General features: G+C 64.0%; 28 protein-coding genes and 2 pseudogenes. 11 read left to right on the top strand and 19 right to left on the bottom strand.

Annotation, left to right across the window (positions count from 1 at the left end):
- Positions 1-13: 13 nt before the first annotated feature.
- Genes AU187_RS17985 through AU187_RS17980 form a run of 3 tightly spaced genes read right to left on the bottom strand, consistent with a single transcriptional unit; the run spans position 14 to position 1,516 of the window.
- Positions 14-547, bottom strand: a complete 534-nt coding sequence (locus tag AU187_RS17985; protein WP_059167067.1) for a hypothetical protein — start codon at positions 545-547, stop codon at positions 14-16.
- Positions 548-578: 31 nt separating this feature from the next.
- On the bottom strand, positions 579-1,010 hold the full coding sequence (locus AU187_RS25520; protein WP_156442377.1) for a hypothetical protein: 432 nt from the start codon (positions 1,008-1,010) through the stop codon (positions 579-581).
- The gene (locus tag AU187_RS17980; protein ID WP_059167066.1) at positions 1,007-1,516 is read right to left on the bottom strand and encodes a hypothetical protein; all 510 of its coding nucleotides are present in this window, start codon (positions 1,514-1,516) and stop codon (positions 1,007-1,009) included. Before AU187_RS17980 ends, AU187_RS25520 begins: the two co-directional genes overlap by 4 nt.
- Before the next feature lie 771 nt (positions 1,517-2,287).
- Here AU187_RS17980 and AU187_RS26030 point away from each other — a divergent pair.
- Both AU187_RS26030 and AU187_RS17975 read left to right on the top strand, forming a co-directional pair.
- Positions 2,288-2,419 carry a hypothetical protein gene (locus tag AU187_RS26030; protein ID WP_286132036.1) on the top strand — a complete coding sequence of 44 codons (132 nt, stop codon included), beginning with the start codon at positions 2,288-2,290 and terminating at the stop codon, positions 2,417-2,419.
- 732 nt (positions 2,420-3,151) lie between these two features.
- A complete protein-coding gene (locus tag AU187_RS17975; RefSeq protein WP_059167065.1) occupies positions 3,152-3,928 on the top strand; it encodes a DUF3800 domain-containing protein in 777 nt (258 codons plus the stop codon).
- 175 nt (positions 3,929-4,103) lie between these two features.
- Here the strand turns inward: AU187_RS17975 and AU187_RS17970 are convergent, their stop codons facing one another.
- From AU187_RS17970 to AU187_RS26225, 6 genes and pseudogenes are all read right to left on the bottom strand, one after another.
- Entirely contained in the window at positions 4,104-4,391 is a 288-nt protein-coding gene (locus AU187_RS17970; RefSeq protein ID WP_059167064.1) for a hypothetical protein, read from the bottom strand.
- Positions 4,392-4,481: 90 nt separating this feature from the next.
- A complete protein-coding gene (locus AU187_RS17965) occupies positions 4,482-4,796 on the bottom strand; it encodes a hypothetical protein (RefSeq protein ID WP_059167063.1) in 315 nt (104 codons plus the stop codon).
- Between the two features lie 693 nt (positions 4,797-5,489).
- Positions 5,490-6,122: a hypothetical protein gene (locus AU187_RS25515; protein WP_156442376.1), complete on the bottom strand. Its 633-nt coding sequence runs from the start codon at positions 6,120-6,122 to the stop codon at positions 5,490-5,492.
- The gene (locus tag AU187_RS17955) at positions 6,119-6,379 is read right to left on the bottom strand and encodes a hypothetical protein (protein WP_059167061.1); all 261 of its coding nucleotides are present in this window, start codon (positions 6,377-6,379) and stop codon (positions 6,119-6,121) included. Before AU187_RS17955 ends, AU187_RS25515 begins: the two co-directional genes overlap by 4 nt.
- Positions 6,380-6,512: 133 nt before the next feature.
- Positions 6,513-7,307: a type VII secretion protein EccB gene (locus AU187_RS26025; RefSeq protein ID WP_286132032.1), complete on the bottom strand. Its 795-nt coding sequence runs from the start codon at positions 7,305-7,307 to the stop codon at positions 6,513-6,515.
- Positions 7,303-7,542, bottom strand: a pseudogene (locus AU187_RS26225) (type VII secretion protein EccB); the annotation flags it as partial. The gene AU187_RS26025 and the pseudogene AU187_RS26225, both read right to left, overlap by 5 nt.
- A 150-nt stretch (positions 7,543-7,692) precedes the next feature.
- Here AU187_RS26225 and AU187_RS17950 point away from each other — a divergent pair.
- A complete protein-coding gene (locus AU187_RS17950) occupies positions 7,693-8,457 on the top strand; it encodes a cutinase family protein (RefSeq protein ID WP_059167060.1) in 765 nt (254 codons plus the stop codon).
- Between the two features lie 64 nt (positions 8,458-8,521).
- A complete protein-coding gene (locus AU187_RS17945; RefSeq protein WP_059167059.1) occupies positions 8,522-9,217 on the top strand; it encodes a cutinase family protein in 696 nt (231 codons plus the stop codon).
- A 9-nt stretch (positions 9,218-9,226) separates the two neighbouring features.
- Here AU187_RS17945 and truA read toward each other — a convergent pair whose 3' ends face one another.
- From truA to infA, 8 genes are all read right to left on the bottom strand, one after another.
- A complete protein-coding gene (gene truA / locus AU187_RS17940) occupies positions 9,227-10,123 on the bottom strand; it encodes a tRNA pseudouridine(38-40) synthase TruA (protein ID WP_172800293.1) in 897 nt (298 codons plus the stop codon).
- Positions 10,107-10,700, bottom strand: coding sequence for a 50S ribosomal protein L17 (gene rplQ, locus AU187_RS17935; protein ID WP_059167057.1), 594 nt, complete (start codon positions 10,698-10,700; stop codon positions 10,107-10,109). Before rplQ ends, truA begins: the two co-directional genes overlap by 17 nt.
- Positions 10,701-10,762: 62 nt before the next feature.
- On the bottom strand, positions 10,763-11,815 hold the full coding sequence (locus tag AU187_RS17930) for a DNA-directed RNA polymerase subunit alpha (RefSeq protein ID WP_059101402.1): 1,053 nt from the start codon (positions 11,813-11,815) through the stop codon (positions 10,763-10,765).
- Between the two features lie 99 nt (positions 11,816-11,914).
- Complete coding sequence (gene rpsD, locus AU187_RS17925; RefSeq protein WP_059167056.1) at positions 11,915-12,520, bottom strand: 30S ribosomal protein S4; 606 nt, start codon at positions 12,518-12,520, stop codon at positions 11,915-11,917.
- 14 nt (positions 12,521-12,534) lie between these two features.
- Positions 12,535-12,948: a 30S ribosomal protein S11 gene (rpsK, locus tag AU187_RS17920; RefSeq protein ID WP_059101400.1), complete on the bottom strand. Its 414-nt coding sequence runs from the start codon at positions 12,946-12,948 to the stop codon at positions 12,535-12,537.
- Positions 12,949-12,953: 5 nt separating this feature from the next.
- The gene (gene rpsM, locus AU187_RS17915; RefSeq protein WP_059101399.1) at positions 12,954-13,328 is read right to left on the bottom strand and encodes a 30S ribosomal protein S13; all 375 of its coding nucleotides are present in this window, start codon (positions 13,326-13,328) and stop codon (positions 12,954-12,956) included.
- A gap of 218 nt (positions 13,329-13,546) precedes the next feature.
- Positions 13,547-13,660, bottom strand: a complete 114-nt coding sequence (gene rpmJ / locus AU187_RS25185; RefSeq protein ID WP_003879483.1) for a 50S ribosomal protein L36 — start codon at positions 13,658-13,660, stop codon at positions 13,547-13,549.
- 62 nt (positions 13,661-13,722) lie between these two features.
- The gene (gene infA / locus AU187_RS17910; protein WP_003418601.1) at positions 13,723-13,944 is read right to left on the bottom strand and encodes a translation initiation factor IF-1; all 222 of its coding nucleotides are present in this window, start codon (positions 13,942-13,944) and stop codon (positions 13,723-13,725) included.
- Between the two features lie 273 nt (positions 13,945-14,217).
- Here infA and AU187_RS17905 point away from each other — a divergent pair, with 273 nt between their 5' ends.
- From AU187_RS17905 to AU187_RS17890, 4 genes are all read left to right on the top strand, one after another.
- The gene (locus AU187_RS17905; protein WP_059167055.1) at positions 14,218-15,918 is read left to right on the top strand and encodes an NAD(P)/FAD-dependent oxidoreductase; all 1,701 of its coding nucleotides are present in this window, start codon (positions 14,218-14,220) and stop codon (positions 15,916-15,918) included.
- An 87-nt stretch (positions 15,919-16,005) separates the two neighbouring features.
- Positions 16,006-17,505: an ATP-binding protein gene (locus AU187_RS17900; protein ID WP_059167054.1), complete on the top strand. Its 1,500-nt coding sequence runs from the start codon at positions 16,006-16,008 to the stop codon at positions 17,503-17,505.
- Between the two features lie 29 nt (positions 17,506-17,534).
- Positions 17,535-18,380, top strand: coding sequence for an LLM class F420-dependent oxidoreductase (locus tag AU187_RS17895; protein ID WP_059167053.1), 846 nt, complete (start codon positions 17,535-17,537; stop codon positions 18,378-18,380).
- Positions 18,381-18,395: 15 nt separating this feature from the next.
- Positions 18,396-19,241: an LLM class F420-dependent oxidoreductase gene (locus AU187_RS17890; RefSeq protein WP_059101395.1), complete on the top strand. Its 846-nt coding sequence runs from the start codon at positions 18,396-18,398 to the stop codon at positions 19,239-19,241.
- Here the strand turns inward: AU187_RS17890 and AU187_RS17885 are convergent.
- Positions 19,238-19,711 carry a MarR family winged helix-turn-helix transcriptional regulator gene (locus AU187_RS17885; protein WP_059101394.1) on the bottom strand — a complete coding sequence of 158 codons (474 nt, stop codon included), beginning with the start codon at positions 19,709-19,711 and terminating at the stop codon, positions 19,238-19,240. The two genes, AU187_RS17890 and AU187_RS17885, sit on opposite strands and share 4 nt — an antisense overlap.
- A 39-nt stretch (positions 19,712-19,750) precedes the next feature.
- Positions 19,751-20,167: a PAS domain-containing protein gene (locus AU187_RS17880; RefSeq protein ID WP_059167052.1), complete on the bottom strand. Its 417-nt coding sequence runs from the start codon at positions 20,165-20,167 to the stop codon at positions 19,751-19,753.
- A 98-nt stretch (positions 20,168-20,265) separates the two neighbouring features.
- Between AU187_RS17880 and AU187_RS17875 the strand changes: the two are divergent.
- The 3 genes and pseudogenes from AU187_RS17875 to AU187_RS17865 all read left to right on the top strand — a co-directional run bounded on the left by AU187_RS17875 (position 20,266) and on the right by AU187_RS17865 (position 23,821).
- A pseudogene (locus AU187_RS17875) lies at positions 20,266-20,705 on the top strand (Fur family transcriptional regulator).
- On the top strand, positions 20,702-22,195 hold the full coding sequence (locus AU187_RS17870; protein ID WP_059167153.1) for a catalase: 1,494 nt from the start codon (positions 20,702-20,704) through the stop codon (positions 22,193-22,195). Before AU187_RS17875 ends, AU187_RS17870 begins: the two are co-directional and overlap by 4 nt.
- Before the next feature lie 105 nt (positions 22,196-22,300).
- The gene (locus AU187_RS17865) at positions 22,301-23,821 is read left to right on the top strand and encodes a CoA-acylating methylmalonate-semialdehyde dehydrogenase (RefSeq protein WP_059167152.1); all 1,521 of its coding nucleotides are present in this window, start codon (positions 22,301-22,303) and stop codon (positions 23,819-23,821) included.
- The last annotated feature ends 2 nt before the right edge of the window (positions 23,822-23,823 follow it).

The following is a 23,823-nucleotide window of genomic DNA, read 5'->3' as shown; positions in this document are numbered from 1 at the left end:
GGACAGCATAGAGTTAGTCGGACGCCACGTCGATCATTTGTCCGACCCATGTGCAGAAATTCTCAACGGCATGGAAAGAAATAACAAGGATCGCGGCGGCTGCAGCGAAATTGATGACAATAGCGAAGATCGGAACCTTTTGGTATCCAGGAAACTTTTTACGTTTGAACTTCGTCGTGCGTGTATAGATTGTCGGGTCGGCGGCCGCAACTCGGAAGAAAACAATAAGCATAGCGACGACAGCAACCAAGCTGATAACCACTGCTGCAACGGCGCTGAGCTCGCCAGATGAACCGATAATCGCGCTGACCACAGGTAGAAGTCCCGCTGGAATCACTTGTATCAAGTCAGACGACCAAGTTACGTAATTATCCATCTGATCTAACGACAGAGCGTTGGTCGTATTAGTTTGCTTATCTCTGATTAAGTGCGCCTGGATCTTGCCCTTTAGCCGATCTGCAACGTCGTAAGTAATCACAGGGGCGATCAGCCAAAAGAGAACAGCGAAAATGTTCGGCGCAATCGACGTAAAAACCGTAAAAACCATTTCGCGCCGCCTTCCTTCGACGGCGAGCTCCCTAACTCTCGGGCTCGACGGTGTCTACTGAGATCGAGATTGACTCGCTCGCCGCGAGCGTCGTGCCCGGGTAGCCCCAATTCACTGTGGTATCGATAATTTGATCGGTGGATCGACGAAGACTCTTAATGGGCTTGGACCGGCTTTCGGTCACAAACTGAGGCGTACCCCACCCCGGCTTGTTGCTCGGAACTGTGAAATCATCAGGATTCCACTGCACGTCAGTGGTGCCGTCAGAATCGCAGTAACGGAGATCATTGCCGCACTTTGCCAGAACTGCTATTTCGTACGGGCTGTTCGTCCAGTTCCTCGCTGTGACTTTCTGCGCATCACGCCCGCTGGCCGAAACTTGACATCGCCCCAACTCCGAGACGGCTTCGGTCGTGATTGTCAACGACTGCGCGGTCGCCTGCGTCGACTTCTTGCACTTCATTCTATACACCGAGGCTCAATATAGCGGCTGACAAGTGTGTGTTTTATTAAGCCCACCAAATCGTCCTTATTAACGGTGTCTCTGATATAACTTTCGATTCGACCCCACTGTAGGGGATGTCGAAGTTCATCGATCCTGTCTCCCATTCCAATCAGAATTGGTCCCGACGGTGCAAGCAGAGACTGCCATTCAAAAGTTCGAGTTTCAGAAACATCAAGCCTGAGAAAGTTGCATTCGGATTCGAAAGCGCTCGTCATCAAGATGTCCGGATAGAAAATCGGATATTTTGTGGACTCGATCTGGTGTTTCCCGAGACCGTAGGTAATGAAGCTATGGGTTACATCTTGGTGCGAGGTTGTCGTTTCAAAGAACTCCCAGACCTTTAGACCAGTCGACCAATTCACCGTCACAAACTCGCCGTCAGTGTCGATGACTGCGCAGTAGTCATCGCTACCTATCTGCGTCATGAAATTGTTGACGCCATACTTGCGGTCCAGGACTTCCACCGCGCCTCCGTAAGCGTTCTATGCTGTCTACGAGTTCGTGCCCGCGACGCGCTCGGCACCGTGCTGTCGATTATCCACGAAACGCCTCAACTGGCAGACGTTTTGACGATCGGCCCTATTTCAGCCTGGCAACGATCTGCGGATCGTCTACCGTGTCGGTCTGTGAATACTTCCAGCAACCCCACGCTGGAGGTCTCAAACCGGACTATCCCCGTCCAAAACCTGGGTGGAGCACTGTCCTCCACCGAAAGGTGCTTCGTCGTGGCTCTTCGCTGGGGCCTCGTTCGTCGGCACCCACACATAAGTGCTCCGTTGTGTCGAACCGAAGATCACGCACCCCGGGGGACTGGAATACCGACTCGCAATCAGTTGGTCGCATCTGATGCCACCGACAGTCCGACGTAGGCGAGTATGTCAGCCCCGAGCAGTGGAAGCCTTTAACGCCTGTCCGAGAAAAGCCTGCTACCGCAACACGCGACACGCCCGAGCGCGTGGGTATCTGGGACCGACACGCTGGGAGTTTCAAGAGTGTCATTCAGAAGATGTTGTATTCCTTAGCAATGTCGGACACTAGGGGTAGTGTTTCGTGCGTCGGATCACGACAAAAGGAAGACCCCCTTCCCGGGGGTAGTCCACCGGGCCGAGGGTCACCTGGGTTGCATTGGGTAGATGCGCCGACAGGTTAGCACCTGGAATTGCTCTGGGTTCTCCGTATGAGAACAACGGACTTTCTTCCTGTGTTTCGACACGGATAAAGAAGGAGGTCCGCTAATGGCGGAACTTAACGAGGATGAGCAGAAGGCGCTGCTGGCCGCCGGCGTCGTGCTGGGCGCCCTGGGCACCTTCGCCGCGCTGGTCAAGGCAGCGCTGGATCGGGCCGCCGCGAAGGAGGCCGACAACTAAATAAGGCTGGTTGTGCGGGGCGGGACTCCAATCGGGATCGGGTCCCGCTCCCGTACACCGCCTTCGACATCAACGGCTACCCGTACGTCAACTTCTTGGTTCTCGTTCGACTGATTTCCGTGCGGAGCTTCTGCGCGTTCAGCGGAGAGAGTTGTCTCCACTCACCGTTGCCACGCGGCATACGCGCGAACGCATCCGACGCCACTACCGGACGGTTCGCTGCCCCACAATCCCTACCTGCAATATGGGTGGTGGACCCGCGGCGAAGACGAAGCCAGGAAATCGGGCCGAACGCACATCCCGGCGATCTGCGGCGACGAAATGGAACTCCCTCCCCGGCAAGAGTGCTCAGATAACGCAGGGGCTTCCTCACGCCCGGCGAGGTCCGCGATCAAGAGTACGAAGACCCCGAGACAGGTCTGTTGTGGGTCGAGATGGACTGTGTCAACTGCCTGCGCGTTATGAATACCGCCCGACTCGAACGGCAACGGCAGGTGTTGAGGGATGAACTGATACTGCTAGCGACCAGCACAAGCGGGGTGAGCGCCGAGCAAGTCACCGCGTTTCGGGAGCAAAATCCAATTGGTGCGCGGAGCGGCGTCACCGCCGCAGTAATCTGAAGTCCTCCCCTCGGCCCGCCATCTTCTCTCCTGGTGGCGGGCCGAATCTTGCTGCGGCTCGACCTGCCCAGGACCATTTGTTTGGCTTGACCTGCCAGTATCATCGCCCACCATGCCACCGCAGCGGCGCGTATGGGCGTATGTAGACGAAACCGGCGACCGGGGGTCGCCCGGCGCGGGGTCGAGTCCCATCTTCGGTATGGCAGCTGTGCTAGTTACGGATAGGGGTGCTGTAGACCTACGAAAAGCTGTGACGACGCTCAGGTCTGATTTCGGAGTTCCGACCAAGAAGGTGCTTTCGTGGAAGGACCATGTAAAGACTCATGATCGCCGTCGGCGGGCGGCTGACGTTTTGTCTGCCGTCGACGAGTTGAAGGTGTGCTATGTCTACGCCATCAAGAACGAGCTCGATCCCGCGTCGTACGTGAACGACGTCCCTCGGTTCTACAACTACGTCGCCTTCACCATGTACAAATCAATCGCATGGGCAGCCAGAAACTGGCAGGGCCCGGATGCCCGCCTGTGGACGCGGTTCGGCCATGTCCGAGGGCACGACCACAACACCACTGATGCATATATCCGCGAGCAGGTCGCGAAAGACCCACGCATTCCCTTTCATATGGAACAAGGCTTGCGTTGGGTGTCTGCCGACCAGTACCTCGAAAGTCAGGCGGCAGACCTTTTCGGAGGCTTCCTCAAAGCCGCAACATGGCCAGACGGCGCCTTTGGCTACACGGAGGCCAGCTACTTACTCAGCATCTGGAGCAAGATACGCAACAGCGAGAATTGCGCGATCCCGCTCGGAATTATGTCGATGCCTGAGAACAGGCTGACCTGCGAGATGCCTTGGTTCCCTTGTCAATCTTGCCCAAAGAAGCCGGACACCTGAGAGCCGCCGCGGGCCGATCCCCGCAGGGAGGGCGGTGGCAGCACCGCTGGCGATCCGCGGCCGGCACTGCGGTGCCCGGCATTGGCAACGATAGACCTACGAGCTGACAATTTGCATTGGACCTACCATAGATGCAGCTAAGAGGCAGAAGAACGCCGGGACTCGCATCGTGTCGTCACGCCGGTGGGCGGCCGCCCTCCCCAGCAACCCGCTTGAGAGTGTAATCAGCCAATGCATCAGCGTCGGCGGCCGTTGGCATGTAGTTCAAAATCTCCGGAGGCCGGCCGTCGAACACGAACTCCGTGCGGAGTCCGCCGAGGCCGTCGAGCTTGAAGTACACGGTCGCGTGCGGGTATGCCGTTATGGAAACAGATGGAGTCATTCCGTGCGCCATGCTAGTGCCCAGGCGGCGTCTGCTGAGCGCCTCAACAAGCATGCGTGCGGCGTCGTCCTGCAAACCCATAGCAACCAGGTTAAGTGTCAGAGCTGACAAGGCCGTCCATTGTGCGGACAGGCTTGTCGGCTCGTCACTATTCACGAAGGACGCGCCGATCTAGTCGTCCCCGAATTCTTGCTCGATCTTGTCTGCTAAGGCTCGAATTGCGGCGGCCACCAGGCGGGCCTCGTTAAGCGAGAACTCTCCTCGAACGTTAATTTCGATTCCGGGGAATTTAAGTTGTCCGCCAGCGCCCTGCAGAACAAAGGCGCGGACAAGGTCCTGCCGCTCTTGACCGTTCTCGTCAACTTTTGGATATCCGGAGTATTCAGAGGGCCACGCCAGTTTTCTCGCCCTGCCAATTTGAGTCATCTCCCACTTGCCGACATGCTCGACGCTGGACGGCACTTCGGGTTCGTCAATGTCAGGCATCACATCACGTCCTCAATTAGGGTGGTCAATTCGTACCCGAATGTTACGGCCTTACCGTGTCTTTCTTTGAAGTTGATCGCCCGGCGGCTTGTTGTCACCGGACTACCCGCCCTTTCACTGCTCTCGGCGACATAACCTGCGGACTATGAGCTACGAAGTGCACACACCAAACGACTGCCCGGAATGTGGCGAATCCGAGTACTACCAAGTGATACAGAGGGGCCGGTGGAAGAGAAACGCGGATTCTCCTGCTGGGAAGCAAAGTGCAGCCGCCACCGGGAGTGGTATCGGCGCACGCGCGGCGGGACGCTTCCGGACCCTTGATTTCAACTTTTTCAAATTGCCAACGCAACGGGCTGGTTCTGTAGGACCTGCCCGAAGTTCATGAAGTCCTGCACCGCGCGCCGCCTTTCCCACAACGCGACCGGGCCGATTCAGTGTGCCGTGCTAGATAGGGCTTTACTGGTCACCACAACCGCTGCAGGGCGTAGCCAATCCAGTCCCGCAGGCTCCACCCATCTACCCGGTTGACGTCATTCTGCAGGGCCACAGCGGCTTCTCGCGACGCATCAGCTAACTCGTTGACATGGTCCGGACTGCAGCTTCTTGCAAAGCACTCTGAGGCAAGCTGCTGACCGGTATCAGCCCAAGTGCGAGCGAGTTCCAATTCACGAAACTTCCCTTATATAGGGGTCAGATATTCAGGACTTCGTCGTGCGGTCTGCTCCAATGCTGCTCGATGTCGAGTGTGATCGCAGTTAGGTCTTCAGGCGTCGATGCAGGATCGGAGAGTTCGGCCATCTTAGTTCGCGCAAAGCCGAAGCCCGCTTGGTAGTCATTCAGTGAAGTGTTGCACTCATCCGCTCTTTCGCCGATGCCGCCACTACTGCCTTCCATGACTCCCAAGACGTAGCCGCCGAATGCGAGTAGAAACTGATCGTCCAGAACCGGACGGCCCGGGCCGGAATCAACCGGCCCGTGCCGCGCATCTCCTAGCGTTGATGTGCCCACACCAACAGAAGGAGACGCGCCGTGGATGATAAGCCCCGTACCCTCGGCGACGTCGTTCGCGATATCACCGCGATCGACATCCCCGAGCATCTGACGTCCAGCCGGACCATCCAGCAGGAGCTGCGAACTCTCTCCGCTGACCCGACGCTGTTCGACGCGTTCCGGCTCATCGTGCTGTTGGCCGGCGAGTTGATGATGGTCGAGACTCGGCTGCACAACCTTGAATACGACTTCCGAACAAGCAGCGGCTAGACGCGCGGGAAGCATCGTCAGCGTTGAGTTTTCGGGCAGAGGCGTGTCGAGAATGCCGGTCATCGCGCACCGCCCTGAGGGGACTCCACGTCCGGCGTCTCAGCACTCGGGTGCTCGGCATCAACTGGTAGACCGAGCGCGCCACGGACCTGGCCGCGCCACGTTTGTATCTGGGATTCGGTCGCGGGGGAGGCGAGCCATTGCCGCTCGTGGTGCGCGACTGAGACGTTGTCCCGGACGCTCTTGATGTCCCATGCCGGCCCCACCGCGATCTCCTCGCGCACGTTCTCCCGAACGCGGGCCTCAGTTGGAACGGTCATTGTTAGTTGTCATTTCGGCCCGTCCGAGCGGTGGTGGTGGTGGTGGAAAAACGTGGGGGGAGATCGCGGACACTAGCCACGCGTATCCGGGACCCCAAAAAGCGAGTGCCGGCGGCGGGGTTGTGTGCGTTAGTCACGCCGTGTGGTGATTCTCTTGTTGCCGCGACTTCCGTTGCAGTGTGCGCAGGCGCCACTCAGGTTTGAGTGGACCATCGTTAGGTCTGGTCGTAGTGAGCGTGGGGTGACGTGGTCTGCCGTTTGTGGTGATGCGGACGCAGCCGGGGGTTGCAGCCAACAGGTGGGTTTCACATATGACTTGCGCTCTGAGCTTGCGCCATGCCCGCGTTTTGAATCCGCTACATAAAGCGGCCTCTTGCCACACCCTTCGGTAACTCCCAGACCCGTACACACCGCGAGATGGTGACTGCCCGGGTCTAGAAGCCGGGCACAAGAAATCGGTCACCTCAGCTGCGGCGTAGTCGATCCAGTCCTCGAGATCGCAACGACGCTGTCGGGTAAGCGGTACGGAGCTTTCAGGCCGTCCCGCGCGACTAGCGGCCGCGACACTGAGTTCCGGTCCTCGTGGCAGTCGCGCCAGCAGCGGCCACGGTGCCGGTACCGGCTCGCCGGTCAGGCCGAGCCGCTCGGCCGTTTCCTCCTCGCGGATACCGAACACCACACCGGCGTCGTTGACCAGGTACAGCGTTCCGTTCCGTGCCCCGTCGCCGCTCACGCCGACCGCTCGGACGTACGCGCTGCGTCCCTCGCCCATCGAGAAACCGTCGATCTCGGCGCCTGCGGCGTCGGCCTGCGCGAGCTGTACCGGAGGTGCGTGCCCGCAGGGGAAGTGAGCCGACGGTGATGGTCGCGGTGGCAACGGATTTCGAGCCGGCCGACCACCGCCACGGCCCGCACAGCACCGGATCATCCACCATGACGATCGGGACGTCGCCGAGCGCTGCTCGTGGCGAAAGGAACGCGAGAACGGCGCATGCCCCGATCGCGATGACCGCGAGCACGCCGCCGACCAGCAGAGAAAGCGCCTGCGCGCGCATCGGATCGTCGAGCATCCCGACATCACCGCGCACAAGAGCGTGTTCCATCCGCCGCAGCAGAAACCGGTGTCCGCTGATCTGCAGTTTTGTGGTCGACCGCCCTGTCATCACTCCCCCCGCGGTCAGCCTAAGCCCGGCGGGACGCCCCGCCGGTCACCGTTTCACCGACCGCCAGGGGAATGAGCAGCGGGGCGGCTGAGCGTCCTCGTCAAGGCAAACTGTTGGCCGACGGCCCCGTCGATATGTGAGTATGTCCGCGTGACTTTGCTGCGTGAGACGGCCCGACTGGCGGCCGCCGCGGCCGCTGTCGTCGCCCTCGTCGGCGGCGTGGCCCCGCTGTCGGCGGCCCAACCCGGTCCCCCGCCGGGACCGGTCAGCCCCGGATACGGCTCCGGCCCCGCGCCCGGGTCGGCGGCCACGCCCGGATACGGCTCCTCGGACTCCTCGGACTCTTCGGCCTCTTCGTGCGCCGACATCGAGGTGATCTTCGCCCGCGGCACCGACGACACGCCGGGCCTCGGGACACCCGGCACGGCGTTCGCCAACGCGCTGCGCAGCTTGACCAGCGGCCGCAGCCTCAGCACGTACGCGGTCAACTATCCCGCCTCGTACGACTTCCTGGCCGCCGCCGACGGCGCGACCGACGCGACCAACCGCATCGCGATGATGTCGCAGCAGTGCCCGTCGACCCGCCTGGTGCTCGGTGGCTACTCGCAGGGGGCCGCGGTCATCGACATGCTGGCCGGCGTGCCTCCGCTCGGCAACAAGATCGGCTCGGTGGGTTCGGCTCCTCCGCTACCCAGGAGCCTGGTGCCCAACATCGCCGCCGTCGCGGTGTTCGGAAACCCGGCAACCAAGTTCAGCAACCCGATCACCAGCTCCGTGTTCGCGGGCCGGGCGATCGACCTCTGCAAGGACGGCGATCCGATCTGCTCACGCGGACGCAACCCGTTCGCGCACAACGACTACGTGAGCTCCGGAATGGTTCAGCAGGCGGCGAATTTCGTCGCCGGTCTCGTCTGACCGCACCGACGGCGTAGCAAATCTGTCTACTCGCGCGTTGATTAGTTCCGTTAAGATCGGCGGGGTGCAAAGTGATCTTGTTCACCGTTGGGGCCGTCGGGGGACGCTGCTCGTAGGTGCAGTCGTTCTTGCCGCGGCCGGACTCATCGCGCCCGCCATCACCGGCCAGCGGGAGGCCGTGCCGCTGGCCGCGGCTCAGTCGTGTCCCGAGGCCGAGCTCATCTTCGCGCGCGGCCGTACCGAATCGCCCGGCGCGGGAGTGGTCGGTAACGCGCTCATCAGCGCCCTGCGCAACAAGACCGACAAGAACGTCAACCTCTACGCCGTCAGTTATCCCGCCGATTACGAGATTGACATCGGCGCGAACGACATGAGCTCGCGCATCCAGGACATGGCCGGCCGTTGCCCCGACACCCGGCTGGTGCTGGGCGGCTATTCGCTGGGCGCTGCGGTCACCGACGTTGTGCTGGCCGCGCCTATTGCGGCGTTCGGCTTCGACAAGCCGCTGCCACCGGGCATGGACCGGCATATCGCGGCGATCGCGCTGTTCGGAAACGGGGCCGCGTGGGTGGGTCCGATCACCAACTTCAGCCCGCTCTACCGGGAGCGCACCATTGAGCTCTGCCACGGCGCGGACCCGATCTGCAACCCTGCCGAGCCCAAGACCTGGGAAGGCAACTGGCCCGACCACGCGGCGAGGGCCTACATCAACGCGGGAATGGTCAACCAGGCCGCGGATTTCATTTCGGGCCGAATCTGACGAGCGAAATCACTCTTCGGCGACGCGCAGGTCGCGGGTGACCTTGGTGCGGGCCTCGAGTTCGTCGTCGGGCGGATAGTCGACGCCGACGAGCGTCAGGCCCTGCGGTGGTGCGGCCGCGAATTCGCTGGAGCGTCGCTCGGCCGTCAACAGTGTGGCGCACCAACCGATCTCGCGGCGGTGTTCGCCGACCGCCAGCAGCGCACCCACCAGCGACCGGACCATCGACCAGCAGAACGCGTCGGCGGTCACATGAGCGGTGACCCGGGAGCCCTCGCTCGACCAGTCGAGGCGCTGCAGGTCGCGAATGGTGGTGGCGCCTTGGCGGTGGCGGCAGAATGCGGCGAAGTCGTGCAGACCCAACAACTGCCGCGAAGCCACGCTCATCGCCGCGACATCGAGGGGTCGCGGCCAGGCGGTCACGTAGCGCGCGTCGTGCGGTTCGACCCCGTACGACGCCGTCGACAACCGGTAGACATAGTGCCGACGGAGCGCGGAGAACCGGGCGTCGAAACCCGGTGCGGCCCGAACAACGTCGAGTACCCGAACGTCCTGAGGGAGGAACCGCCCGAGCCTTCGCACCAAGGGCAGGAATTCGCTGTCGCCGGGACGTGTGGCGCGTGGATAGGCGTTCGGCAACGCATCCTCCGGCACGTCGACATGCGCGACCTGACCGGTGGCGTGCACCCCGGCATCTGTGCGGCCTGCCGCCCGCAGCGCCACCGGGATGCGGAACACCGTTGACAGCGCGTCTTCGAGGACACCACTGACGGTGCGTTGCCCCGCCTGCACCGCCCACCCCGCGAATTCGGTTCCGTCGTAGGCGATGTCGAGCCGGAGACGAACGAACCCGCCACCGTTGCCGATGGCGGGTTCGTTCACAGCACTACTAGGACTTGTCGTCATCCTCGGCTTCGGCCGTCTCGGCCTCGTCGGCGGGCGCCTCGGCCTCGGTGGCTTCGGTCGAATCCGCCTTTGCCTCCTCAACCGTCTCTGTCTCCGTCGGGCCCTCGGTGGCCTCCGGCTCCACGGCCGCCTGCGGCGCGGCCGCTGCAGCGACGGGCTGATCGGCCGCCTTCTGTGCGCCGGCAGACCGGCGAGCACGGTTGGCCTCGGAGGTCACCGTCTTCTCCCGCACCAACTCGATGACCGCCATGGGCGCATTGTCGCCCTTGCGGTTCTCGACCTTGATGATGCGGGTGTAGCCACCGTCGCGGTCGGCGAAGAAAGGACCGATCTCGGCGAACAGCACATGCACGATGTCCTTGTCGCGGATCTTCTTCATCACCTCACGCCGGTTGTGCAGCGTGCCCTTCTTGGCGTGCGTGATGAGCTTCTCCGCGTAGGGCCGCAACGCCCGCGCCTTCGGCTCGGTCGTCTTGATCCGGCCGTGCTCGAAGAGCGCGGTGGCCAGATTGGCCAGGAGCGCCTTCTGGTGAGCGGAGCCCCCGCCGAGACGAGGACCCTTGGTGGGCTTGGGCATTGCGACTATCTCCTAAATGGGGCCGGCCCCCGTATCAGGTAGGACCGGGACGGTTCGTTCTGTTAGAGCTGTTCGGTTTCGGCGTAGTCCTGGTTGTCGTCCAGGTCGTAACCGGCGTCGCTGTTCCAGGTACCGGTGGCGACGTCGTAGCCGGCGACCTCGGACGGATCGAACGTGGCCGGGCTGTCCTTGAGCGACAGACCCAGCTGGTGCAGCTTGATCTTCACCTCGTCGATGGACTTCTGACCGAAGTTGCGGATGTCCAGCAGGTCGGACTCCGTGCGGGCCACCAACTCGCCCACCGTGTGCACACCCTCGCGCTTGAGGCAGTTGTACGACCGCACCGTGAGGTCCAGGTCGTCGATCGGCAGCGCGAAGCTGGCGATGTGGTCGGCCTCGGCCGGCGACGGGCCGATCTCGATGCCCTCGGCCTCGACGTTGAGTTCCCGTGCCAGACCGAACAATTCGACCAGCGTCTTACCGGCCGATGCCAGCGCGTCACGCGGGGTGATCGAGTTCTTCGTCTCGACGTCGAGGATCAGCTTGTCGAAGTCGGTGCGCTGCTCGACGCGGGTCGCCTCCACCTTGTAGGTGACCTTGAGCACCGGCGAGTAGATGGAATCGACCGGAATGCGGCCGATTTCGGCGCCCGACGCCTTGTTCTGCACGGCGGGGACGTAGCCACGACCGCGCTCGACGACTAGCTCGACCTCGAGCTTGCCCTTGTCGTTGAGGGTGGCGATGTGCATCTCGGGGTTGTGCACCGTCACACCCGCGGGCGGAACGATGTCGCCGGCGGTGACCTCACCCGGGCCCTGCTTGCGCAGGTACATGGTCACCGGCTCGTCCTCCTCGGACGACACGACCAGGCCCTTGAGGTTCAGGATGATGTCGGTGACGTCTTCCTTGACGCCCGGCACCGTGGTGAACTCGTGCAGCACCCCGTCGATGCGGATGCTGGTGACCGCCGCGCCCGGGATGGACGACAGCAGCGTGCGCCGAAGCGAATTGCCAAGGGTGTAACCGAAACCGGGCTCCAGCGGCTCGATGACGAACTGGGAGCGGTTCTCGGCACTGACTTCTTCGGACAGTGTGGGTCGCTGAGAGATCAGCATGTGTTTCTTTCCTCCTCTACGGCACCCGCTATTTGATGCCGCAAACTCCCCTAGCTTCGCTGGGGACCCCAGACCGCCATCGGGACGGCTTGGGAAGCCTTACTTCGAGTAGAGCTCGACGATCAGCTGCTCGGTGAGCGGGACGTCGATCTGAGCGCGTTCCGGCAGCTGATGCACCAGGATGCGCTGGCGTTCGCCGACGACCTGAAGCCACGACGGGATCGGCCGCTCACCCGCGGTCTCCCGCGAGATCACGAACGGATCGGTGTTCAGCGACTTCTCCTTCACGTCGATGATGTCGTACTGCGACACCCGGTAGCTCGGGATGTCGACCTTGACACCGTTGACGGTGAAGTGGCCGTGGCTGACCAGCTGGCGGGCCATCCGGCGGGTGCGCGCCAGGCCGGCGCGGTACACCACGTTGTCCAGGCGGCTCTCCAGGATGCGCAGCAGGTTGTCACCGGTCTTGCCGGGCTGACGCACCGCCTCGTCGTAGTAGCGACGGAACTGCTTCTCCATCACGCCGTAGGTGAAGCGGGCCTTCTGCTTCTCCTGCAGCTGCAGGCGGTATTCGCTCTCCTTGATCCGCGCGCGGCCGTGCTGGCCGGGTGGGTAGGGGCGCTTCTCGAACGACTGATCGCCGCCGACCAGGTCGACGCCGAGGCGGCGTGACTTGCGGGTCGCGGGTCCGGTGTAACGAGCCATGACTTAGTTCCTCCCTAGACCCGACGCCGCTTGGGCGGACGGCAGCCGTTGTGCGGCTGCGGCGTGACATCGGCAATCGCGCCGACCTCGAGACCGGCGGCCTGCAGCGACCGGATGGCGGTCTCGCGGCCCGAGCCCGGGCCCTTGACGAACACGTCGACCTTCTTCACGCCGTGCTCCTGCGCCTTGCGGGCGGCGTTCTCGGCGGCCAGCTGCGCGGCGAACGGCGTGGACTTACGCGAGCCCTTGAAGCCCACGTGGCCCGACGACGCCCAGGCGATGACGTTGCCCTGCGGATCGGTGATCGTCACGATCGTGTTGTTGAACGTGCTCTTGATATGCGCGGCGCCGTGCGGGACGTTCTTCTTTTCCCGGCGACGGGTCTTCTGACCCTTCTTGGGGGCGGCGGCCTTCTTAGCTGGAGGCATCTCTCTTACCTGGCCTTCTTCTTACCCGCGATAGTGCGCTTCGGTCCCTTACGGGTGCGCGCATTGGTCTTGGTCCGCTGACCGCGCACCGGAAGGCCGCGGCGGTGCCGCAGACCCTGGTAGCAGCCGATCTCGATCTTGCGGCGGATGTCGGCCTGCACCTCGCGACGCAGATCGCCTTCCACCTTGAGGTTGCCCTCGATGTAATCGCGCAGTGCCGTCACCTGATCATCGGTGAGGTCTTTGGTGCGCTGGTCCTTGTCGATACCGGTCGCCGCCAGGATCTCCTGGGACCGGGTACGGCCGACGCCGTAGATGTAGGTCAGCGCGATCTCCATGCGCTTGTCGCGCGGGAGGTCGACGCCCATGAGACGTGCCATCAGGCAGTGTTCCTTCTTCTCTGCGGAGGTCTGGTCCCAGCCCGTTCCCTCTTCGTGATGGGGTCCGGCCTCCGTGCCGGACGTGTCGAGCGGCGTATCCGCTCAGTGGTGCTGGGAGTTCGTCATTGAGTTGTGTTTTGAGCGGAAGCGGAAGCTCAAGCTATTTGTCCCCTGCCCTTCGGGCGGGGGCCCCACTTCGCGCAAGCGCTCATCGCCGACTAGCCTTGTCTCTGCTTGTGGCGTGGATCTGAGCAGATAACCATGACCCGCCCATGCCGACGGATCACCCTGCACTTATCGCAAATGGGCTTGACGCTCGGGTTCACCTTCACGGCTTGTTCGATCCCCTGTGCTCTCTGTAGTCGACTCGCGCAAGCGCTCGTCGATGGTCTGGTTACTTGTACCGGTAAACGATGCGGCCCCGGGACAGGTCGTAGGGAGACAGCTCCACCACGACGCGGTCCTCGGGCAGGATGCGGATGTAGTGCTGCCGCATCTTGCCGCTGATGTGGGCAAGGACCTTGTGTCCGTTCTCCAGCTCAATGCGGAACATCGCATTGGGCAGAGGTTCGACCACCCGGCCCTCGACCTCGATGGCACCGTCTTTCTTGGCCATTGGTTTTCGGAGATCCTCCGTGTCCGTCTAGATAGTTGGCGCCTTTCCGCCGCGAGCGGCGGATACTACTCGAGCGCAGCATCCGCTCCGACTACAAAACGTGAGCCAGTAGCCAGAAATTCCAGAACAGGGCACGCAAGAGTCGGCGCGATCACCGCACCGTTGGTCCATATTACCTGCTGGAGCGCTCGCCCCAAAATCGCCGGACGACCATCTCACAGCGACTGGATTCACCACTATATCCGCTGGACAACCGGCGCATACTTGATCACGATGACCGGCGCCACTCCGCAACCTCGCAAGCCCGTGATCCTCTCCGTCGACGACGACCCTGCCGTGTCGCGCGCGGTCGCCCGCGATCTGCGACGCCACTACGGCGAGAACTTCCGCATCGTGCGCGCCGAATCAGGACCCGACGCGCTCGAGACACTCAACGAGCTGAAGCTGCGCGGCGAGACCGTCGCGGTGTTCGTCGCCGACTACCGGATGCCGCAGATGAGCGGTATCGACTTCCTCGAAGAGGCGATGGACATCTACCCGATGGCCCGCCGGGTGCTGCTCACCGCATACGCGGACACCCACGCCGCGATCGACGCCATCAACGTCGTCGACCTGGACCACTATCTGCTCAAGCCCTGGGACCCGCCGGAAGAGAAGCTCTACCCGGTGCTCGACGCGCTCATCGAGGCCTGGCGCGAGACCGGCGACCGCGCGATTCCCCACACCAAGGTGATCGGCCACCGCTGGAACGAGCGATCGTGGCAGGTACGCCAGTTCCTGGCGCGCAACCAACACTCGTTCCGCTCGTTCATGGCCGACGAGCAGAAGGGCAAGCAGCTTCTGGACGCGGCCGGGCTCGACGAGTACCGGCTCCCGGTGGTGATCACCGAACAGGGCGAGACGCTGGTCGAGCCGACCGACGCCGAGTTGGCCGCGATGCTCGGGCTGTCCACCAACCCCGCGCTCGAGCTGTATGACCTGGCCGTCATCGGCGGCGGGCCCGCTGGCCTGGCGGCGGCGGTGTACGGCGCCTCGGAGGGCCTGAAGACCGTGCTGATCGAGGCGACGACGACCGGCGGCCAGGCCGGCCGCAGTTCGCGAATCGAGAATTACCTCGGCTTCCCGACCGGCATCTCGGGCGCCGAACTGACCACCTCGGCCCGCAGGCAGGCCGAGCGCTTCGGCGCCGAAGTCATCACCACGCGCAAGGCGGTCAGGATGCATGCCGACGACAGCGGTGCCGCGCGGACCATCGAATTCGCCGACGGCGGAACCATCGCCGCCCGAGCGGTCATCCTCGCCACCGGCGTCGCCTACCGCCAGCTGCGCGACGTCCCGGGCTGCTGGGACGACCCCGACGAGAACGCATGCAACTACATCGGCCGCGGCGTCTTCTACGGCGCTTCGGTGTCGGAGGCCTCCGAATGCGCGGGCGAGGACGTGTACATCGTGGGGGGCGCCAACTCGGCGGGCCAGGCCGCCATCTTCATGTCGGAGAAGGCCAAGTCGGTGACCCTGCTGGTGCGCGGTCCGTCGCTGGCCGCGTCGATGTCGCACTATCTCGTGGATCGCATCGAGAAGAACCCCAAGATCCACGTTCGCACCTGCACCGAGGTCGTCGACACCTTCGGCGAGGACGACCATCTCGCGGGCCTTGTTCTGCTCGACAAGCAAACGGGCGCCAAGGGACGCGTCAACTGCGACCGGATGTGCTGCTTCATCGGCGCCGAACCACGGACCGAATGGCTGGACCTGGTGGCCAAGGACGACCACGGGTTCATCCTGTCCGGCCCGGACGTGACGAAGGTCGCCGGGTGGACCTTGGACCGCCCGCCGCACCATCTGGAAACAAGCGTGCCCGGTGTGTTTGTTGCAGGAGATGTGCGTTCTGAATCCGCCAAACGGGTGGCGGCCGCCGTCGGCGAAGGGTCGATGGCGGTGATGTTGGTGCACCGGTACCTGGCGGAAGCGTGATTGTCGGCACCGCCGACGAAGCATGATTGTCGGCACCGCCACGAAGCGTGATTGTCGGCACCGCCGACGCGGCATAGGAGGAACGACATGGGCAACTCACCGCAGTGCCTGCCTGACGAACTGCGGACACTGTTCCTGTTCGAGAAGCTGACCGACGCGCAGCTTCAGATCCTGTGCGAGAACGGGCACATCCAGACGTTCGAGCCCGGCCCCGTCGTGGTGGAGGGCGAGCCGGCGACCTGTTTCTACGTGTTGATCGACGGTGAGTTGGTGATGTCGAAGCGCTCAGGAGGCCTTGACATCGAGACCAACCGCACGTCGCAGCGCGGCGTGTACTGCGGGGCGTGGTCGGCGTACATCCCCGGTGCCGAAGCGGCCTACTCCGCCTCGGTGCGCGTCACCAAGCCGTCGCGGTTCTTCGTGCTCGACGCGGATGCGTTTGCGCGCTTCATGCAGTCGGAATTCCCGATGGCCGTGCATCTGCTCGAGGGACACCTGGTCGGCGGCCGACGGCACAGCCAGATCATCGGCCAGCGCGAGAAGTTGTTGGCGCTGGGACAGCTCTCGGCGGGACTGACCCATCAACTCAACAATCCCGCGGCGGCAACTGCCCGTGCTGTGGCAGATCTGCGTGACCGGGTCGGCAAGATGCGGCACAAGCTGTCGATGCTGGCCGACGGGAAGTTCAGCCCGGAGGCCTTGTGCGTGCTGGTGCGGATGCAGGACGAGGTCGCCGAGCAGGTCGCCAAATCGAAGGCCACCGAACTCACCGCGCTGGAGGCCGCCGATCGGGAGGAAGCGATCGGCGAATGGCTCGAGGGACACGGCATCACCGGCGGATGGGATTACGCACCGACTTTCGTCGACGCCGGGCTGGACACCGATTGGCTGGAACGGGTGTCCGCCTCGGTCGATGAGGTGTTGGGAGAAGAGCAAGCTTCGGCGTCGTTGCAGGGCGCCATCGGCTGGCTGAAATACACGATCGACACCGAACTGCTGATGAACCAGATCGCCGAGGCCAGCAAACGGATCTCGGCGCTGCTCGCCGGCGCCAAGCAGTACTCGCAGATGGACCGTGCCCCATACCAGTCCGCCGACGTCCATGAGCTACTGCACAGCACGTTGATGATGTTCGGCGAGAAGGTCGGCAAGGACCGGCCGGTCAAGGTCGTCAAAGAAATGGACAAGTCGATACCCGAGTTGCTCTGTTACCCAGGTGATCTCAATCAGGTATGGACGAACATCATCGACAACGCGATCCAGGCGATGGGTGGTAGCGGCACGTTGACGTTGCGGACCATGCGTGAGAACGAAGAGATGATCCGCGTTGAGATCTGCGACGACGGGCCAGGCATTCCCGAGGACATCATCGGCAACATCTTCAACCCGTTCTTCACCACCAAGCCGTTCGGCGAGGGCACCGGCCTCGGCCTGGACCTGGCCCGTCGGATAGTGGTGGAGAAGCACCACGGGGACCTACGAGTCGAGTCCGAACCCGGGCACACGAAATTCATCGTGCTGCTGCCCCTGGTGGCTCCCGGTCCGGATGCGTCGACGCCGGCAGAGCTTGCGGCCACAACGGAATAGCCGGGCGACGCCGACGGGTTGCAGCGACCATGACGAAACCGGATCTCGGCAGGTACGGCGCCTTCGGCCACCACTCGATGTGGCAACAACTCAGCGCGGACCAACTGCGGGCGATCGAAGGCCTCGGCTACGGGGCCATCTGGGCCGGCGGCTCCCCCGCGGCCGAATTGCCCTGGGTGGAGCCGATTCTGGAGGCGACCAGCAGTATCAAACTGGCAACGGGCATCGTCAACATCTGGACCGCGGACGCCGGCCCGGTCAGCGAGTCGTTCCATCGCATCGACTTGGCCTATCCGGGCCGGTTCCTGCTCGGCATCGGAGTCGGCCATCCCGAAGCGCACGCTGAATACCAGAAACCCTTTGACGCGCTGCGCCTGTACCTCGACAAGCTCGACGAGTACGGCGTCCCCAAGGACAGGCGGGTGGTTGCGGCGCTGGGGCCGCGGGTGCTGAAGCTGTCGGCGCAGCGCGCGGCCGGCCCGCACCCCTATCTGACGACACCCGAGCACACCGCCGAAGCACGTGAGCTGCTCGGGCCGGAGGCGTTCATCGCACCGGAGCACAAGGTCGTGCCGACCACGGACGCCGAGAAGGCCCGCGCCGTCGGCCGCAAAGCGCTCGAGATCTATCTCAACCTGACGAATTACCTCAACAGCTGGAAGCGGTTGGGCTTCACCGACGCCGATGTCGCCAAGCCCGGCAGCGACCGCCTTGTCGACGCCGTGGTGGCCTATGGCACCGTCGACGCGATAGCCGCACGATTGAAGGAGCACCTCGATGCGGGAGCGGACCACGTCCCCGTGCAGGTGCTCACCCGACCGGACAAACTGGTGGATGCACTCGCCGATCTGGCCCGCCCGCTCGGGCTCAACTGACACAGGGGGAACCGCATGACTGAGCTCAAGCCCGATTTCGGCCGCTACGGCGTCTGGACGTTCGGCGTCCCCAAGCCGGAGCAGGCGGTCGAGATCGAGAAACTCGGCTACGGCGCGGTGTGGATCGGCGGATCGCCGGCCGGCAACCTCGAGTACGTCGAGCCCATCCTCGAACGCACCGAGAATCTTCAGGTCGCCACCGGCATCGTCAACGTGTGGACGGCGCCCGCCGCCGAGGTCGCCGAGGCGTACCACCGCGTCGAGGACGCTTATCCGGGACGGTTCCTACTCGGCATCGGCATCGGCCATCCCGAACACACCGAGGAGTACCGCAAACCGTACGACGTGCTGGTCGAGTACCTCGACGCGCTGGATGCCAAGAAGGTGCCGACCAGCCGGCGCGTGATAGCCGCGCTGGGCCCGCAGGTGCTCAAGCTGGCCGCGCAGCGCAGTGCCGGAGCGCATCCGTACCTGACCACGCCGCAGCACACTGGCGAGGCACGAAATCTCCTGGGCCCCACCGTGTTCATCGCCCCCGAGCACAAAGTCGTGTTGGCCCGGGACGCCGAGACGTCCCGCAAGATCGGCCGTGAGACCGTCGACTTCTACCTGAACCTGTCGAACTACCTGAACAACTGGAAGCGGTTGGGCTTCACCGACGAAGACGTCGAGAAGCCGGGCAGCGACCGGCTGATCGACGCCGTTGTCGCGCACGGCACGACGGACGCGATCGCGGCGCGGCTGAACGAACACCTGGAGGCGGGGGCCGATCACGTGGCGATCCAGGTGCTCGGAGGATGGGACGCGCTGCTCCCGACGTTGACCGAACTGGCGGGGCCGCTGGGTTTGAAGGGCGCCTAGAACCGCATCGAGTTGTGCCGATCGTCGTGCCCGAACCGCTGGTGCAGAGTTCGCAGCACGGCGGCGCAGGCGGCGCGCTCGGCCGGGTCGATGCGGTCCAGCACCCGGCGCAACTCGCGCCGTCGATACGCGGTCACCCGCCGGACCACATCGCGGCCCTCGTCCGTCAACTCGAGGGTCACGACGCTGCGATTGGCGGGGTCTCCGCCACGCACCAGATAGCCGCGGGCATGCAACCGGTCGGCCAGGCGGGTCACCGAGGAGCCCACCACGCCAAGGGCCTTGGCGCACTCCGACGACGTCGAGCGTCCAGCCTGCGCCAGCACCAGCAGCAGCCGAAACTGCGGCAGTGAAACATCGACCTGTTCCACGCTGCGCAGCGCGACACCCACCAGGTCCCCGGTGGCCACCTCGAATGCCACGAGCTCCTCGACCGGTGTCTTGGCCGCGGCCCCCTTACGCGTCGGCACGTGCGAAGTATTGCATGGCGCAAGCCCTTCAGACGGCGATCAGTTGCGGTCCGCCAGCTGACGCCGCAGCTTCCTGGTCTCCTCGAAGCGCGCGGTGACATCGCGCAGCGTCGCCGCGATACCGACCAGCTCGTCATCGGCGCCGGACAGTGGCGCAATGGTGAACTCGACCGAGATGGTGCTGCCGTCCTTCCGCATCGCCGGTACCGACAGCAGGTCACCGGCCCCGTAGCGGCTCTGCCCGGTGTCCATCACGTTCTGCCAACCCTTCCAGTGCCGTGCGCGAAGCCGCTCGGGAATTATCAGGTCGAGTGACTGCCCGAGCGCCTCGGCCGGGGCGTATCCGAAAATCCGCTGGGCACTGCCGTTCCAGAACGTGATGACGCCATCGCGGTCCGCGCAGATGATCGCGTCAGGTCCGGTCAGAATCGCCGCGGCGACCAATGCGTCGTCCATGTCACCTCTAGATTTGCATACAGCAACACTTGCAGTATGCAAGAGAACGTAGCAGAGTGGGATTTGAGTCGATCCAATCTCCGAAGGAGGGCGCGATCGTGACCCTCTGGCACGACAGGTTGCGGGCGTCGGGATTACGGGTGACCAAACCACGCCTGGCAGTGTTGGCCGAGGTAAGCGAGCACCCGCATGCCGACGTGGACCGCATCGCCGCGGGCGCGCGCAAACGCATCGGATCTTTGTCGACACAGGCTGTTTACGACGTGCTCTACGCGCTGACCGGTGCGGGCCTGTTGCGGCGCCTCGAGCCGGCCGGCTCACCGGCACGGTTCGAGCTCGAAACCGGTGACAACACCACCATCTGGTCTGCAGGTCGTGCGGTGGGATCGCTGACGTCGACTGTGTCACCGGCGAGAAGCCGTGCCTGCGCGCCGGCGACAAGTCGGGCTACCTGATCGACGAAGCCGAGGTGACGTTCTGGGGCGTCTGCCCCGAATGCCAAGTTCGAAACAGCCCAACTGATTGGAGATCGGCATGACCACACCACGTTTCGGGTCGACCACCGGATCCGGCGCACCGGCCGCCAGCGACCGCAACTCGTTGACGGTGGGCGCAGGCGGTCCGATCGTCCTGCACGATGTGCACTTCCTCGAACAGATGGCGCACTTCAACCGCGAGCGGGTGCCCGAGCGCAGTCCGCACGCCAAAGGATCGGGGGCGTTCGGTGTCCTGAAGGTCACCGAGGACGTCTCGCAGTACACCAAGGCGGCGCTGTTCCAGAAGGGCGCCGAAACCGATCTGCTGGTGCGGTTCTCGACCGTCGCGGGCGAGCAGGGCAGCCCGGACACCTGGCGCGACCTACGCGGCTACGCGATGAAGTTCTACACCTCCGAGGGAAACTACGACATCGTCGGCAACAACACCCCGATCTTCTTCCTGCGCGACCCGATCAAGTTTCCTCACTTCATCCGCAGCCAGAAGCGGCTGCCCGACTCCGGCTTGCGATCGGCCCAGATGCAGTGGGATTTCTGGACTCTCAACCCCGAGTCGGCCCACCAGGTCACCTATCTCATGGGTCGGCGCGGGCTGCCGCGAACGTGGCGGCACATGAACGGATACGGCTCACACACCTACATGTGGGTCAACGCCGGTGGCGAGAAGTTCTGGGTTAAGTACCACTTCCACACCCACCAAGGCATGGAATTTCTCACCAACGACGAAGCCGCGGCCATGGCCGGTGAGGACGCCGACTTCCACCGCCGCGACCTGTTCGACGCGATTGCCGCCGGCGACTATCCAAGCTGGCGGCTGTCGGTGCAGGTGATGCCGTACGCGGAGGCGGCCGACTACCGGTTCAACCCGTTCGACCTGACCAAGACCTGGTCGCACGCGGACTATCCACTGGTCCCGGTCGGCATCTACACGCTCAACCGCAACCCGGAGAACTTCTTCGCCGAGATCGAGCAGGCCGCGTTCTCGCCGGGCAACACCGTGCCCGGGGTCGGGCTGTCGCCGGACAAGATGCTGCTTGGACGCGCGTTCGCCTACAACGACGCTCAGCGCAACCGCATCGGCACCAACTTCCACCAACTGCCCGTCAACCAGCCTCGCCACGGGGTCGAGATGAACACCTACATGTTCGACGGGCAGATGACCTACCACCACTCCGGCGCCGCCGCGGTCTACGCGCCCAACAGCACCGGTCGGTCGTGGGCCGACACGACCGGACCGGCAGAGGACGGCTGGGAGGCCGACGGAGAGTTGTTGCGCGCGGCATACTCGCTGCATTCCGAGGACGACGACTTCGGGCAGGCCGGGACGCTGGTACGCGACGTCTGGGACGACGCGCAGCGCAGGGCTGCGGTCGAGACGATCGCCGGGGCCCTGCTCGGCGGTGTCAGCGGCGACGTGCTGGACCGCGCGCTGCAGTACTGGCGAAACATCGACGCCGACCTCGGCGCCCGCGTCGAAAAGGCCGTTCGCGCAGGCGAAGTGCCCGAACCCGTCGACGGTATGGGCGACGCATAGGCCGCCTCGACCGAGCCGGGTTCCGGGACGCCGGGACCCGGCTCTTGCGTCGGCCACCCCCGCATTACTAGGATATCCAACTATCTATCAGTGAAGGGCACGCTCATGAGCACACAGATTCCGCATTTCATCGACGGCAAGCGCACGACCGGCCAGTCGAGCCGCACCGCCGACGTCTTCAATCCCAGCACCGGCGAGGTGCAGGCTCAGGTGGCGATGGCGTCGGCCGCGGATGTGGACTCCGCGGTGGCGGGCGCCGCGGAGGCGCAGAAGGCATGGGCGGCGTGGAATCCGCAGCGCCGTGCCCGTGTGCTGATGAAGTTCATCGAGCTGGTCAACCAGAACGCGGACGAACTCGCCGACATGCTCTCCCTCGAGCACGGCAAGACCCACGCCGACTCCCTCGGCGACATCCAGCGCGGGCTGGAGGTCATCGAGTTCTCGGTCGGAATCCCCCATCTGCTCAAGGGTGAGTTCACCGAGGGCGCGGGCACCGGCATCGACGTGTACTCGCTGCGCCAGCCACTCGGCGTGGTCGCGGGTATCACGCCGTTCAACTTCCCCGCCATGATCCCGCTCTGGAAGGCCGGACCCGCGTTGGCGTGTGGCAACGCGTTCATCCTCAAGCCGTCCGAGCGCGATCCCTCGGTTCCGGTCCGGCTCGCCGAGCTGTTCGTCGAAGCCGGCCTACCTCCGGGCGTGTTCCAGGTGGTGCAGGGCGACAAGGAGGCCGTCGACGCGATCCTCGAGCACCCGGTCATCCAGGCGGTCGGCTTCGTCGGCAGCTCCGACATCGCGCAGTACATCTACTCGACTGCGACGGCGAACGGCAAGCGCGCCCAGTGCTTCGGCGGCGCCAAGAACCACATGATCGTGATGCCCGATGCGGATCTCGACCAGGCTGTTGACGCGTTGATCGGCGCCGGCTACGGCAGCGCAGGTGAGCGCTGCATGGCGATCAGCGTGGCCGTGCCCGTCGGCGAGGAAACTGCCAACCGTCTGCGCGCCCGGCTCGCCGAGCGCGTCGCCGAACTGCGCGTCGGTCACAGCCTCGACCCGAAGGCCACCTACGGCCCGCTCGTCACCGAGGCGGCGCTCAAGCGGGTGCGCGGCTACATCGACGCGGGCGTCGAGGCCGGCGCCGAGATCGTGGTCGACGGTCGCGAACGCACCAGCGACGACATGCAATTCGGTGATGCCAGCCTCGAGGGCGGCTTCTTCATCGGGCCGACCCTGTTCGACCATGTCACCGCCGACATGTCCATCTACACCGACGAGATCTTCGGCCCGGTGCTGTGCATCGTGCGGGCCCACGACTATGAGGAAGCGTTGAAGCTTCCCTCCGAGCACGAGTACGGCAACGGCGTGGCCATCTTCACCCGCGACGGCGATGCGGCTCGCGACTTCGTCTCACGGGTGCAGGTCGGCATGGTCGGCGTCAACGTGCCGATCCCGGTTCCGGTGGCCTACCACACCTTCGGCGGCTGGAAGCGGTCCGGCTTCGGCGACCTCAATCAGCATGGGCCGCACTCGATCCTGTTCTACACCAAGACGAAGACCGTCACTCAGCGGTGGCCGTCCGGCATCAAGGATGGCGCCGAGTTCGTCATCCCGACCATGAAGTAGCG

It is taken from the genome of Mycobacterium sp. IS-1556, assembly GCF_001499985.1.
Taxonomy (GTDB): Bacteria; Actinomycetota; Actinomycetes; order Mycobacteriales; family Mycobacteriaceae; genus Mycobacterium.
The sequence above is the reverse complement of the archived record's forward strand: the minus strand, read 5'-3'. Positions and strand labels throughout refer to the sequence as shown.

What these genes read in the sequence shown, in the direction of transcription:
- AU187_RS17985 (WP_059167067.1), bottom strand. Translation starts at nt 547, where the DNA reads ATGGTTTTTACGGTTTTTACGTCGATTGCGCCGAACATTTTCGCTGTT.
- AU187_RS25520 (WP_156442377.1), bottom strand. Translation starts at nt 1,010, where the DNA reads ATGAAGTGCAAGAAGTCGACGCAGGCGACCGCGCAGTCGTTGACAATC.
- AU187_RS26030 (WP_286132036.1), top strand. Translation starts at nt 2,288, where the DNA reads ATGGCGGAACTTAACGAGGATGAGCAGAAGGCGCTGCTGGCCGCCGGC.
- AU187_RS17975 (WP_059167065.1), top strand. Translation starts at nt 3,152, where the DNA reads ATGCCACCGCAGCGGCGCGTATGGGCGTATGTAGACGAAACCGGCGAC.
- AU187_RS17970 (WP_059167064.1), bottom strand. Translation starts at nt 4,391, where the DNA reads ATGGGTTTGCAGGACGACGCCGCACGCATGCTTGTTGAGGCGCTCAGC.
- AU187_RS17965 (WP_059167063.1), bottom strand. Translation starts at nt 4,796, where the DNA reads ATGCCTGACATTGACGAACCCGAAGTGCCGTCCAGCGTCGAGCATGTC.
- AU187_RS25515 (WP_156442376.1), bottom strand. Translation starts at nt 6,122, where the DNA reads ATGACCGGCATTCTCGACACGCCTCTGCCCGAAAACTCAACGCTGACG.
- AU187_RS17955 (WP_059167061.1), bottom strand. Translation starts at nt 6,379, where the DNA reads ATGACCGTTCCAACTGAGGCCCGCGTTCGGGAGAACGTGCGCGAGGAG.
- AU187_RS26025 (WP_286132032.1), bottom strand. Translation starts at nt 7,307, where the DNA reads ATGATCCGGTGCTGTGCGGGCCGTGGCGGTGGTCGGCCGGCTCGAAAT.
- truA (WP_172800293.1), bottom strand. Translation starts at nt 10,123, where the DNA reads ATGACGACAAGTCCTAGTAGTGCTGTGAACGAACCCGCCATCGGCAAC.
- rplQ (WP_059167057.1), bottom strand. Translation starts at nt 10,700, where the DNA reads ATGCCCAAGCCCACCAAGGGTCCTCGTCTCGGCGGGGGCTCCGCTCAC.
- AU187_RS17930 (WP_059101402.1), bottom strand. Translation starts at nt 11,815, where the DNA reads ATGCTGATCTCTCAGCGACCCACACTGTCCGAAGAAGTCAGTGCCGAG.
- rpsD (WP_059167056.1), bottom strand. Translation starts at nt 12,520, where the DNA reads ATGGCTCGTTACACCGGACCCGCGACCCGCAAGTCACGCCGCCTCGGC.
- rpsK (WP_059101400.1), bottom strand. Translation starts at nt 12,948, where the DNA reads ATGCCTCCAGCTAAGAAGGCCGCCGCCCCCAAGAAGGGTCAGAAGACC.
- rpsM (WP_059101399.1), bottom strand. Translation starts at nt 13,328, where the DNA reads ATGGCACGTCTCATGGGCGTCGACCTCCCGCGCGACAAGCGCATGGAG.
- infA (WP_003418601.1), bottom strand. Translation starts at nt 13,944, where the DNA reads ATGGCCAAGAAAGACGGTGCCATCGAGGTCGAGGGCCGGGTGGTCGAA.
- AU187_RS17905 (WP_059167055.1), top strand. Translation starts at nt 14,218, where the DNA reads ATGACCGGCGCCACTCCGCAACCTCGCAAGCCCGTGATCCTCTCCGTC.
- AU187_RS17900 (WP_059167054.1), top strand. Translation starts at nt 16,006, where the DNA reads ATGGGCAACTCACCGCAGTGCCTGCCTGACGAACTGCGGACACTGTTC.
- AU187_RS17895 (WP_059167053.1), top strand. Translation starts at nt 17,535, where the DNA reads ATGACGAAACCGGATCTCGGCAGGTACGGCGCCTTCGGCCACCACTCG.
- AU187_RS17890 (WP_059101395.1), top strand. Translation starts at nt 18,396, where the DNA reads ATGACTGAGCTCAAGCCCGATTTCGGCCGCTACGGCGTCTGGACGTTC.
- AU187_RS17880 (WP_059167052.1), bottom strand. Translation starts at nt 20,167, where the DNA reads ATGGACGACGCATTGGTCGCCGCGGCGATTCTGACCGGACCTGACGCG.
- AU187_RS17870 (WP_059167153.1), top strand. Translation starts at nt 20,702, where the DNA reads ATGACCACACCACGTTTCGGGTCGACCACCGGATCCGGCGCACCGGCC.
- AU187_RS17865 (WP_059167152.1), top strand. Translation starts at nt 22,301, where the DNA reads ATGAGCACACAGATTCCGCATTTCATCGACGGCAAGCGCACGACCGGC.